This window comes from Nocardia sp. bgisy134 (assembly GCF_057708325.1).
In genome coordinates, this window is record NZ_JBYIRW010000002.1 from 528,712 (window position 1) to 540,562 (window position 11,851).

12 protein-coding genes are annotated in these 11,851 nt (G+C 71.1%); 9 read left to right on the plus strand and 3 right to left on the minus strand.

The features are described from left to right. Positions 1–154 precede the first annotated feature (154 nt). On the plus strand, positions 155–1,576 hold the full coding sequence (locus AC3ERS_RS05910; RefSeq protein WP_431964253.1) for an ATP-binding protein: 1,422 nt from the start codon (positions 155–157) through the stop codon (positions 1,574–1,576). A 161-nt stretch (positions 1,577–1,737) separates the two neighbouring features. Continuing rightward, complete coding sequence (locus tag AC3ERS_RS05915) at positions 1,738–2,373, plus strand: response regulator (protein WP_357407925.1); 636 nt, start codon at positions 1,738–1,740, stop codon at positions 2,371–2,373. Positions 2,374–2,444: 71 nt separating this feature from the next. Here the strand turns inward: AC3ERS_RS05915 and AC3ERS_RS05920 are convergent, their stop codons facing one another. Next, positions 2,445–3,572: a serine/threonine-protein kinase gene (locus AC3ERS_RS05920; RefSeq protein WP_431964255.1), complete on the minus strand. Its 1,128-nt coding sequence runs from the start codon at positions 3,570–3,572 to the stop codon at positions 2,445–2,447. A 329-nt stretch (positions 3,573–3,901) separates the two neighbouring features. Between AC3ERS_RS05920 and AC3ERS_RS05925 the strand changes: the two genes are divergently transcribed. Next, positions 3,902–4,654: a hypothetical protein gene (locus tag AC3ERS_RS05925; RefSeq protein ID WP_431964257.1), complete on the plus strand. Its 753-nt coding sequence runs from the start codon at positions 3,902–3,904 to the stop codon at positions 4,652–4,654. A gap of 85 nt (positions 4,655–4,739) precedes the next feature. Beyond that, the gene (locus AC3ERS_RS05930; protein ID WP_431964259.1) at positions 4,740–6,314 is read left to right on the plus strand and encodes a DNA polymerase Y family protein; all 1,575 of its coding nucleotides are present in this window, start codon (positions 4,740–4,742) and stop codon (positions 6,312–6,314) included. Here AC3ERS_RS05930 and AC3ERS_RS05935 read toward each other — a convergent pair. Further along, positions 6,305–7,177 (minus strand): NmrA family NAD(P)-binding protein, encoded by an 873-nt coding sequence (locus AC3ERS_RS05935; RefSeq protein ID WP_431964261.1) that lies wholly within the window; start codon positions 7,175–7,177, stop codon positions 6,305–6,307. The genes AC3ERS_RS05930 and AC3ERS_RS05935 overlap by 10 nt on opposite strands. A 57-nt stretch (positions 7,178–7,234) precedes the next feature. Here AC3ERS_RS05935 and AC3ERS_RS05940 point away from each other — a divergent pair, with 57 nt between their 5' ends. The 4 genes from AC3ERS_RS05940 (at position 7,235) to AC3ERS_RS05955 (ending at position 10,234) form a co-directional block, all read left to right on the plus strand. After that, complete coding sequence (locus AC3ERS_RS05940; RefSeq protein ID WP_431964263.1) at positions 7,235–7,591, plus strand: winged helix-turn-helix transcriptional regulator; 357 nt, start codon at positions 7,235–7,237, stop codon at positions 7,589–7,591. Positions 7,592–7,732: 141 nt separating this feature from the next. Then, complete coding sequence (locus tag AC3ERS_RS05945; protein WP_431964540.1) at positions 7,733–8,461, plus strand: alpha/beta fold hydrolase; 729 nt, start codon at positions 7,733–7,735, stop codon at positions 8,459–8,461. Further along, positions 8,458–9,372 (plus strand): ferredoxin family protein, encoded by a 915-nt coding sequence (locus AC3ERS_RS05950; protein WP_431964265.1) that lies wholly within the window; start codon positions 8,458–8,460, stop codon positions 9,370–9,372. Before AC3ERS_RS05945 ends, AC3ERS_RS05950 begins: the two co-directional genes overlap by 4 nt. 91 nt (positions 9,373–9,463) lie before the next feature. Beyond that, positions 9,464–10,234, plus strand: coding sequence for a hypothetical protein (locus AC3ERS_RS05955; RefSeq protein WP_431964267.1), 771 nt, complete (start codon positions 9,464–9,466; stop codon positions 10,232–10,234). Between the two features lie 7 nt (positions 10,235–10,241). Here AC3ERS_RS05955 and AC3ERS_RS05960 read toward each other — a convergent pair whose 3' ends face one another. After that, complete coding sequence (locus AC3ERS_RS05960; protein WP_431964269.1) at positions 10,242–11,225, minus strand: SDR family NAD(P)-dependent oxidoreductase; 984 nt, start codon at positions 11,223–11,225, stop codon at positions 10,242–10,244. Between the two features lie 153 nt (positions 11,226–11,378). Between AC3ERS_RS05960 and AC3ERS_RS05965 the strand changes: the two genes are divergently transcribed. After that, positions 11,379–11,834, plus strand: a complete 456-nt coding sequence (locus tag AC3ERS_RS05965; protein WP_431964271.1) for a hypothetical protein — start codon at positions 11,379–11,381, stop codon at positions 11,832–11,834. The last annotated feature ends 17 nt before the right edge of the window (positions 11,835–11,851 follow it).

The window sequence follows — 11,851 nt, forward strand, 5'->3', positions numbered from 1 at the left end:
GGCGAACCGGTGGACCTTTGTTTCCGCAGTTCAACGGGATAGTCGGTCCAGAAGGACAACGTGGTGTGCCCGGATCGCGATCCCCGCGGGGATGAGGGCGAGATCAGGGTGATTCCTGATGGCCGGGGTCGGGGGAGCGTGCCAGTATCGAAGCATGCACCCGACTGGTCCCGCGTTCGACGCTGCCCGCGGCGCCGCTCCGGGCTTCGGGAGCGCGCCCGGGTACGACGCCTCCCGCAGCTTCGGCGGCGGGCGCGGTCTCGGACCCGCCCCGGTGCTCGATCTCGGCAGACATCCGCAGCTGCGGCTGGTGCGCCGGTCCGGCGGACGGATCGTCGGCGGTGTCGCAGGCGGTCTCGCCGACCACCTCGGGCTCGACGTGTTCAAGGTGCGGATGGCGTTCGTGCTGCTTTCCGCGCTGGCGGGGGCGGGCATCATCGCCTACGGCCTGCTGTGGATCTTCACCCCGAGCGGCGCCGATTCGGCCAAGCCGACCGGCACCGAGCGACGCCAGGCGATCGGTCTCGCGCTGCTCGGGCTCGGTCTCTCGGTGGCGGTCTCGTGGTTGATGAACGGCACCGTCGCGGCGAAGGTGATCGTGCCGATCGTCGTCGTCGCGGTAGGCGCCGCGCTGGTCTGGCGCGAATACGACACCGACGGCCCCCGTTCGCTGCTCGGCCTGCCCGCGCACCCCTCGGTGATCACCTGGGCGCGCGTCGTCGCGGGCGCCACCATGGTGGTGCTCGGGCTCGGCGTCGTCGTGCTGGCCAGGATCGATCTGAGCTCGCTCGGTTCGGCGCTGATCGCGGTGGCGGTCACCCTGATCGGCGCCGGACTGCTCACCGTCCCGCTGTGGCTGCGCATGATGCGCGCGCTGAACACCGAGCGCGCGGCCCGCATCCGCAACGAGGAACGCGAGGAGATCGCCTCGCATCTGCACGATTCCGTGTTGCAGACCCTGGCCCTGATCCAGCGTCAAGCGGACGACCCGCAGGAGGTGGCGCGGCTGGCCCGCAGCCAGGAGCGGGAACTGCGCAGGTGGCTGTTCGAGGATTCCGGTCCCGCGCAGTCGAGCTTGGCCGCGGCGCTGCGCACGATCGCGGGCGAGGTGGAGGACCAGCACGGCGTCAAGGTCACCCCCGTGACGGTCGGTGATGTCTCGATGGACGTCGACGACTCCGGAAACGGCCTGCCCAAGGAACATTTCACCGCGCTGCTCGGCGCCAGCAGGGAAGCGATGGTGAACGCCGCCAAGCACGCGGGCGTGCCGACCATCGATCTGTTCGCCGAGGCGGAGCCGCACCAGGTGAGCGTCTTCGTGCGCGACCGCGGTGCCGGATTCGACGTCGCCGCGGTGCCGCAGGACCGGCAGGGCCTCGCCAAATCCATCCGCGGCCGGATCGAACGCCGCGGCGGCCAGGTGGAGATCCTGTCGACTCCCGGTCGCGGCACCGAGGTGCGGATCTTCATGCCGCGCAGCGACTCCGGGGCGCACGAGGGCGCGGTCACCGACGCCGCGGGGGCCGGCGATCCGCCGACCGAGCGCGTCAGGCAGTCGGTGCGGTCCGGAAAGTAGTCGCGGAACCGGCAAGCGGTCGCACTCGGTCGAGTCGCGGGCGATGGACAACGTCGTGGCCGGGCCCGCGGTGTGGTACCGATGGAATGCGGACCTCCTCCTGGTGGGTCGGCGCAGTCAGGGTGGGTCGCTCCACCGAAGGTGAGGAGAAGCAGGTGAGCGTGCGGGTCTTTCTCGTCGACGATCACGCCGTGTTCCGTTCGGGTGTGCGCGCGGAGCTGAGCCGCGAGGCCGACATGGAGGTGGTCGGCGAGGCGGGCGGCGTGTCCGAGGCCATCGCCGGGATCAAGTCCACCCGTCCGGACGTGGTGCTGCTCGACGTGCACATGCCGGACGGCGGTGGCGTCGCGGTGCTGGCGGGTATCGAGGACGGCCCGGTGTGCTTGGCGCTCAGCGTGTCCGACGCCGCCGAGGACGTGATCGCGGTGATCCGCGCCGGCGCACGCGGCTACGTCACCAAGACCATCTCCGGCGCCGAACTCGCCGACGGCATCCGCAGGGTCGCCGGTGGTGACGCCGTCTTCAGCCCGCGACTGGCCGGATTCGTGCTCGACTCGTTCACCGGTAAGTCCCCGGTCCCCGAACCGCCGCTCGACCCGGAACTCGACTCGCTGACTCCGCGCGAACTCGAGGTCCTGCGCCTGCTCGCCCGCGGCTACACCTACCGCGAGATCGCCGAGAACCTCTTCATCTCGGTGAAGACCGTCGAGACGCACGCCTCCAACGTGCTCCGCAAAACCCAGCAGTCCAATCGCAATGCCCTCACCCGCTGGGCGCATCGCCGCCGCATCGATTAGTCCTCGCAAACCTTCCACACGCTTCGCAGCGGATACCCCTGCGAGGCGTGTGGAACGTCTGCGATGTGCCGTTACAGCGCGATGATGATGATGCCCATGATGATGAGCAGGCCGATGAAGAGGCCGATGGCTATGGCCAGGGGGGCGTTGTTGGGTTGGGATTTGGGAGCGCGCTGGGGGGCGGCAGGAGTAGTGGCTCTGGGGTTGGGAGCGGTGCGGTGAGGGCGGGGGAGAGGGGCCGAGTGCGGGCTGCGTAGGCCCGAGGCCGAATTCCGTGCCGCCCAGGGCGGGATGGTGCCGTCTTCGGTGCGCACGGGGGTGCCGAGGATATACGGCCCGGTACCGGGACCGAAAGCGGCGGTGAGGATTTCGTCGCGTGCCTCGGCCATGGTCGGCCTGCGCTGCGGCGCGGGCTCCATCATGTGCAGCAGGGCGTTGGTGAGGATGCCGCTGCGCGAGGGCGGAATGATCTGGGCCATCGCGGCGCGCTCCACCAGGACGTCGCTGTTCTCGTCCAAGCCGAACGGTGGCTGTCCTTCGATCGCGGTGTACAGCGTCGCGCCGAGCGAGAACACGTCGCTGGCCTCGGTCGGCTGCGCGCCGCGCGCCACCTCGGGCGGGAGGTAGGCGGGGGTGCCGGTGATGATCCCGTCCGGCTCGTCGGAGATCTCGCCTGCGCCGCGCGAGATGCCGAAGTCGCTGAGCTTGGCCATGCCGACGGCTTGGCCGCGGTCGGCGACGAGGATGTTGCCCGGTTTGATGTCGCGGTGGACGATGCCGACGGCGTGCGCGGCGGCCAGCGCGTCGGCGACCTGGGCGCCGATCTGTGCGACCTCGATCACCGGCAGCGTGTCGACCAGCGCCAGCGCCCGCGCCACGCTGCGCGAGGGCAGGTGTTCCATCACCAGCCATGGCTCGCCCGCTTCGAGCACCACGTCGTAGACGGCGATGGCGTGCTCGTGCGACAGCTTCGCCGCGACCCGGCCCTCGTGCATGATCTGATTGCGCACCTCGGTGGCCTCGGCCTCGGGCAGTTCGGCGGTGGAGAGCACCTGCTTGATGGCGACCTCCCGGTCGAGCAGCCGGTCGTGCGCGAGCCACACCGCGCCCATGCCGCCGCCGCCGAGCTTGGACTTCAGGCGGTAGCGGCCTGCGACCAGATACTCGGGGCCGACGATGGGACGGGGGCGATCGATCATGGTGTGCAGGGTATCCGAATATCCCCGCGTCGCCGCGCCTCTTGCGCCGACAAGTGGCGGTGCGAGAACAAGTTACGGCGATACCTCGCTTTTCGGGCGGCCTGGCGTTCGGCGCCGGAAAAAGCCGGGCGCGGGGTGCGCGGTGATCCCGGGCGCGTCCGGTGCTCTTGACGGCATTCCGGGGGTGGGTTTCTACTTGAGGCGTATCGAACGTATATTCGATCAGAGATCGATAGCTGGATCGGTGCTGGCTTCCGTTCCTCCGCGTGGAGGTGGGGTCGGTCCGCTCGCTTCGCCTCGGAGTCCATCGTGGGAAGTAGGTGGTTGTGATGGGTTCGGACGTGCGGGTGGGGGAGACAGATAGACAACAGAAGCTGGCCGAGCTGCGCAGTCGGATGGCCGCCATCCCCGGCCGCGGCGAGTCGGCGGCCGCGCGCGTCCCGCATGCCGAGGACATGCGCCGCGAACCGCTACCGGTGCCCCGGGCCCTTGCGGAATTGTTGCCGGAGGGCGGTCTCGGCAAGGGTTCCGTGGTCGCCTACACGGGGGCGCGTTCGCTGCTCGCCGGTCTGCTCGCCGCGGTGACCGAGCACGGCGGGCACGCCGCGGTCGTCGGGGTGCCGAGATTCGGTCTGCTCGCGGCGGCGGAGATGGGCGCCGAGCTGGCACGGCTGGCCGTGATCGCCGATCCCGGCCCCGACCCGGTCGAGGTGGCCGCGGTGCTGCTGGACGGCCTCGACCTGGTCGTACTCGGGCTCGGCGGCGTCGCCGTCCCCCCGGCGCGCACCCGCGTGCTCGCCGCTCGCGCCCGCAGCAAGGGCGCCACCCTGATCGTCGCCGACGGCGATTGGCCCAACCCCACTCTGCGCCTCGACGCCCGCATCGCCGGATACGTCGGTCTCGGCACCGGACACGGCCGCCTGCGTTCCCTCAGCCTCGAGGTCGAGGCGCGGCACCGGGCGAGCCTGCCCCGGCGCGGACGAGTCGAACTGCGCCCCAGCGGTGGTCGTGTCGAATGGTTCGCCCAGGAGACCTCGCCCGCGCCCGTCGAACTGCCGATCGCGCGGGGTGCGGCGTCATGAGTCACCCGGAGACCGGCGCCACGCGGCGTCTCCGAGAGGAGCGGTGCGGCGACCGCCGTGGTGTCCAGAGTGGTGGTGCGGCACCGTGATCCGGCCGCGTGGCGCGACGCGGGTGCTCGCGGTGTGGTGTCAGGACTGGCCCGCGGTCGCGGCGGCGGCCGTGGCCGAGCTGCCGCCGACGCGGCCGGTGGCGGTGCTGTCCGCCAATCGGGTGGTGGCGTGCTCGGCGGTGGCGCGGGCCGAGGGGGTGCGGCGCGGGCTGCGACGCAGAGAGGCGCAGGCGCGGTGCCCGGAATTGTTTCTGGTGCAGGCGGATCCGGATCGGGATGCGCGACTGTTCGAGCCGGTGGTCGCGGCCGTGGACGCCACGGTGCCCGGCGTGGAGGTGCTGCGGCCCGGGCTGCTCGTGCTCGGCGCGCGCGGGGCGGCCCGGTTCTTCGGGTCCGAGGAGACGGCCGCCGAACGGTTGGTCGACGCGGTGGCCGCGGTCGGGGTGGAGGCGCAGATCGGCATCGCCGACGAGCTGTCCACAGCGGTGATCGCGGCGCGGCGCGGGGCGATCGTGCCGTGCGGCGAGGGCGCGGAATTCCTGGCGCCGCTCGCGGTGTCCGAACTCGCGCTGGAGCCGAGCCTGGCCGCGCCGGAGCGCGCCGAGCTGGTGGACCTGTTGCACCGCTTGGGTTTACGCCGGATCGGTGATTTCGCGGCGCTCGGCCCCGCCGAGGTCGCCTCCCGCTTCGGCGCGGACGCCGTGCTCGCGCATCGCAGCGCGCGCGCCGTCCCGGAACGCCCGCCCGCCGCGCGCCGCCCGCCGCCCGAGCTCGCGGTGGAGCAGCGCTGCGACCCGCCGATCGACCGGGTCGACGTGGCCGCCTTCGCGGGACGCATGCTCGCCACCCGGCTGCACGCCAAGCTGTCCGACGCCGCGCTGGCCTGCACCCGGCTCGCGGTGTTCGCCGAAACCGAAGCGGGCGAACAGCTCTCCCGGATCTGGCGGTGCGCCGAGCCGCTCACCCCCGAGGACACCGCCGACCGGGTGCGCTGGCAGCTCGACGGCTGGCTGACCCGCCGCGATCGCCCCACCGCACCGGTTACATTGCTGCGCCTGGAACCCGTGGAGGTCGTGCGGGCGGGCGCGCTGCAACTCGGTCTGTGGGGCGGCGTCGGCGAGGAGGACGAGCGCGCCCGCCGCGCCCTGGTCCGGGTGCAGGGACTGCTCGGCGGCGAGGCGGTCCAGGTGGGAGTGCTCAGCGGCGGCCGCGGTCCCGCCGAACGCGTCACCATGGTCGTGCTCGGTGACGAACGGGTGCCCGCGGCCGATCCGGAGCTGCCATGGCCCGGCCGGCTACCGGAACCCGCCCCCGCGGTGCTGCTGCTGAACCGTCCCGTTGTGCGCCTGGAGGCGGCCGACGGAACGCCGGTCCTGGTCACCGAGCGCGGCCTGTTCACCGCCGACCCGGCCCGCCTGCACTGGGGCAGCCGCAGCTGGCCGCTGGCGGGCTGGGCCGGACCGTGGCCGATGGACGAGCACTGGTGGGTCCCCGATTCCGCCGCGGCGGCCCGCGCCCAGGTTCAGCTGGGCGGCGACGCGGGCGAGGTCCGGGTGTTGCTGCTCGTCTACAGCGACGAGTCGTGGCGAGCCGAGGGACTTTACGACTGATCCGCCCGCCAGTCCTGGCGCGCCGCCCAGTCACGCAGGCTGGTGGCTCCGGTCTCGAGCACCGACGGATCGGGTTCCGGAGGTGTCGGCGCTCCCGGGGGTGGCGGTGTGTATACCGAGGCGACGCCTTCGGCGGCCTCGATCCCGAGGTGCGGGGCGAGCATCTCCCGATAAGCGGTGGGAGATATGGAATTCCACCGCACCGGGTGTCCGAGGGCTGCGCTGAGTTCGGCGGCGACCTCGTCTCCCGTCAGTGCCTGTGGGCCCGCCACGATTCGCAGCGGGGGTCGAGCCGTCGCAGTGATCAAGGCCGCGACGGCTGCGCCGAGATCGTCCAGCGCGACCCATGGGACGGGTATTTCCCGCGGCAGCGGGTAGGCGATCTCTCCGGCGCGCACGAGCGGGGCGGACCAGGGCGCTACGAGGTTCTCCATGTACTGCCGAGCGGGTGCGACCACCGTGGCCGCCTCGATGTCGCGGGACAGTTCGGCGGACAGCAGCACGCGGGCATCCACGAACGGCACGCCGACGGGCGCGGGCGGCATCACGCTGCCGGTATTGAGAACGACTCGCCGCACGCCTGCCTTGCGGAGTCCGGCCAGCACGGACTCGGCCTGCCGGACGGCGAGGTCGGTGAAGACCAGCGGCAACTGCACGATCACGACGTCGGCGCCCGCGTACGCGGCGGCCAGCGACTCGGGTTCGAGTAGATCGGCCTGGACCGGCTCGGCATCCGGATGCAGCCGGGTAGAAGAAGAGCGGACGATGCCCCGGACGCGGTGCCCCGCCGACAGCAGCCCGCGGACGATGGCCGCGCCCTGCGTTCCGGTCGCGCCGTGGACGATCACGGTTGATGTGTTCATGCTCGCGACGTTAGTTTCCAGAATGAAGCAATACCTAGAAAGTGATATAGTTTTCCAATGGGAACTATTGGCGTTGAGCAGCTGAAACGCTTGCAAGAAGCCGCTTGTTCTGGCTGCGGTGTAGAACGCACGCTGAAGGTCCTGGACGGAAAGTGGACGACGCTGATCGTCCGAGAACTACTGTCCGGCCCCAAGCGCTTCGGCGACCTGCGCGCGGCACTCGGTTCGCCGAGCGCCAAGACCCTCACCGATCGCCTCCGCGCCCTCGAACACCAGCGGATCCTCACCCGCACCGTCTATGCCGAAGTCCCGCCCCGCGTCGTCTATCAGCTCACCGAAGACGGCGAGAGTCTCAGCGACATCCTCTACGCCATGTTGAAGTGGGGCGAGGAACACCCTCTCGTCGAGGACTGACAGCCGCGCCGAACGGTGCCTTCCGGCGAGTTCGGCGTCGCTCGGACGGCGTTCGGCCGCTGTGATACTGCCGACAAATCCTGGGTGGCGGCCGGGTGGTGGTCGGTACCCTCGAACATCGTGGATCTGACGGTTGCCCGGATGGCGTTCGGTGGGGTGCAGATCGCCTTTCGCGATTCGGGGGCGGTCGACGACACGCCCGTCGTGCTGGTGCACGGGATGGGCGGGGACGGGCACACCTGGGATCGCTTCGCGCGCCGGTTGGCGCGGACCGGGCGACGGGTGATCATCCCGGATCTGCGTGGGCACGGCCGCAGCGCGCACACCGATTCCTACCGATTCGACGAGTTCGGCGCCGACGTGCTGCGCCTGTGCGAACACCTCGACCTGCGCCAGGTGGATCTCGTCGGGCACTCGCTCGGCGGTTACGCGGTGTCCTGCGTCGCGCAGGAGCGGCCCGAGCTGGTGCGCAGGCTGGTGATCGAGGAGTGTCCGCTTCCGCTGCGCTCCGGTGACGAGGAACTGCGGCTGACCCGCCGTTTCCCCACCATCCCCGAACTCTGGCACGCCACGACCAGCCTGATCCGGCACCCGCGCGCCGTGCTGGCCTTCGACCGCTCGATGACCCGCACCGCACTGGAGCAGTTCCGCAAGCCGAACCCGGAATGGTGGGACCGGCTGTCCGACATCACCGCACCCACGCTGGTACTGCGCGGCGGGCCGGGCGGCATGGTCGATCCGGAGAAGCTGGCGGTGCTGCTCGACTTGGTTCCCGACTGCACCGCCACCCCGTTCTCCTGCGGCCACAGCATCCATCGCGACCGGTACCGCGAGTTCGAGGCCGTGGTGCTGCCGTTCCTCGCGCGGTGAACGCCTTCGACGGCTTGCCCTGTTCGTCGGCCTCGGCCGACGTCCCGCTGCCCGGCACCGCGACGCGGGTGAGCGGATGGCTCTGCGTCGAACATCCCGGCGCGTGGGGTCGTGACGTGATCGGCGACGAGGTGCTCGGTCCCGGCATCACCGCGGAACTCGCCGCGCGCACCACCGCCGCGCGGGTGCGCCCGACCCTGATCCGTCGCCCCGGACGCAGCGAATTCACCGGAGTCCGAACGGTTCTGCTGGTCAACTCGCGCGCCGAAGGCGGCTGGTGCGAGCGGCTCGAGATCGCCGACCTGAAGCAGTTGCTCGACATCGATCTCCACCTGCTCGACGGTCCGCCGCCGGGCCTCGGGGAACTGGTGACCGATCCGCTGGTCCTGGTATGCGCGCACGGCAAGCGCGATCAGTGCTGCGCCATGCTCGGTCGCCCCATCGCCGCGGCGTTGTCGGCCGCTCATCCCGGCCGGGTCTGGGAGTGCTCGCACACCGGCGGCCATCGCTTCGCGCCCGCCATGGTGCTGCTGCCTTCGGGACTCACCTACGGGCGCGTCGACGCCGCCGCCGCGAACGCTGCCGTGGCGGCCGTGCACCGCGGCGAGGTGGCGCTCACCGGTCTGCGCGGGCGCAGCGGACACAATCCCGTCGAACAGGTCGCCGAACTCGCGGTGCGCGCCGAGGTCGCCGCGGGCCTGGACGACCTCACGGTGCGCTCGGAACCCGAAAACAACTCCGTCGCAACAGATCCCACGTACGTGGGCAGCGCGCTCGTCAGCCACCACGACGGCAGGCGCTGGCGCGTCACCGCACGGACGGTCGCCTATGCCCCGCGACAGGCCAGCTGCGGCGCGGGCCCGAAACCGGTCACCGCGTTGGTCGCCGACCCCATCCAGCCGCTGCCCTGACCCCCGGGCTGGCGTGCTTCGGATGCTGGCGCGGCCGGGCGGCGCGGGGCAGGTAATGTCCCGACGACAAGCCGGTCGAGGGAGGGACGCGATGACGACACCGCCGTGGGGATCGAACATGCCGGGTTATCCGCCCGGACCACCGCACGGTGGCGTGCCGGGATATCCGCCGCAACCCCACGGTGCGCCTCCAGTTCCGCCGCCCGGCGGGTATCCCGTTCCGCCGCAAGGCCACCCGGCCCCGCCCGGCTATCCCGCCCCGCCACCGCATGGGCACCCGGCTCCGCCGCCCGGCTACCCGGCCCCGCCGCCGGGCTATCACCAACCGCCACCACCCGCTCAGCCGAACCTCGAATTCGCAGGCACCCCAGCGGTCAAGGCGTATCTCGCCGCGGTGACGCATCACATGACCGTCGGCCGGATGCAGATCGCGCAGCACATGGTCGGTCCGCTGATGAGCCTGGTCGGCGTCACCGCGGTGATCGCGACCGCGCTGAACCCGATCGATCTCGTGCTCTGCGTCGCCACGCTGGAGGAGATCTCGCCCGCCGCCGTCGACGACTTCCCGCGCCAGGTGGACGGTTTCGCCAAGAATCAGCGCAGACGGAGTGTGTTCGGGGTGAAGGGCGGCGCGATGGGAGTGGCGGCGCTGGTATCCGAACGCGTACACCCCGCCGCCGTGCAGGCGCTGCGCAATCGGCCGATGAGCTTCGGCTCGGTGGTGACGCCCGCGGTGGTGGATCTGGGGAATCGGCAGCTGCACATCGCCGCCAACACGCCCGCCGTCGGCCTGGCGATGTGGCACAGCGTGCGCTCGCAGGCGCGGGCCTACCTGCCGGAGCCGCGCCTGGTCCTGGGGTAGTCCCCGATCACCAGTGGGTGCCGGGGACCCAGCGCGCGGCGCGGCGCAGCACGGTGCCGGTGACTCGGCGCGCGGTGGATGGCTGCTGCGGTTCCGGTTGCGTGGCAACGGGCTCCACGTCGTCCTCGATGTCGGTGATCTCGCCCTTGGCGGCGGGGGAGTCCGGCAGCGCACGGTAGTAGCGGTGCAGCATGCGGTCGCGGAGCTTGGGTGTGAGCAGCGCGCCGTACTCGGCGAAGGTGCCGATCGGGACGTCGATCCGCTTGGGGCGCTCGGTGAGCGCGCGCACGATCGTGGCCGCCGCCCATTCCGGTGATTCCGACGGGCCCTGGTCGCCGCTCGGTGTGATCATCGGCGTGCGCACCAACGGCATGTGGATGGTGGTGAAGGTGACGCCGTCGGCCATGGTCTCCACGGCGGCCACCTCGGTGAACTTGTCCAGCGCCGCCTTGCTGGCCAGGTACGCGGCGAATCTGGGGGTCGCGACCTGCACGCCCGCGCTGCTGATCTGCACGACGTGGCCGAACTTGCGCTCGCGCATCTGGGGCAGCAGGGCGAGCGTCATGCGCAGCGCGCCGAAGTAGTTCACCGCCATGGTGCGCTCGAAGTCGTGCAGGCGGTCGGTGGAGCGGTGGATGGCGCGGCGGATGGAGCGGCCCGCGTTGTTCACCAGCATGTCGACGTGGCCGTGCTCGTCGAGGATGGTCTTGACGGTGTGGTCGACGGAATCGGAATCCGTGACGTCGCACTGGTATCCGTATGCCGAGCTGCCCGCGGCACGGATCTCGTCGACCACGGTCGCGAGCTCGTCGCCGCGGCGGGCCAGCAGGAACACGGTGGCGCCCTTGGCGGCCACGGCCGCCGCGGCGGCCCGGCCGATGCCGGAGGAAGCGCCGGTGATGAGGACGTGCCTGCCGGTCAGGTCCCGGTTGCGGCGGTTGCGTCGGCTCTGCCCGCGCGCACCGGCGTCGTCGGCGGAAGCTTGGGTCATCGGGTTGCTCCTTTGTCGCGGTCAACGGAGACGGCCAGGGTTGGCACGAACTTACTCTGAAGTAAGTTTACCCGCCAAGTGGCGCTCGTCACGCCCGAGGACATGGCCGAACGAACCTCGAATACATCGAACATATGTGCGATACTCGTGCGCATGGCGGACGATCGGATGGCGGACATCTTTGCCGCGGTGCGGCTCGGCAGCGGAAACCCGGAAGCGGCGCGGCGTGCGCTCGGCGCGCTGTGGGAGGAATTGGACCCGTCCGGTGATCCCTTGCAGCGCTGCGTGATCGCGCATCATCTAGCCGTCCTACAGGAAGCGGACGAGGACGCGCTGAGCTGGGATCAGCGCGCGCTCACCGCGGTGTTCGGGCCCGGTATCCCGCTGGACGAGGGCCTGCGCTGCTTCCTGCCCTCGCTGTATCTGAATCTGGCCGACAGTCACCGCAGGCTCGGCGACTTCGACGGCGCGCGAATGCAATTGGCGATCGCGCGCGGCCACCTGCGGATCCTGGCCGACGACGCCTACGGCGAGATGATTCGCGACGGGCTGGACCGGGTGGATGCCGCGGTGGCGGCCGGCTCCACCGCGCGCGTTCGCGGGGACTGATCGACCGGGGAAGCGGG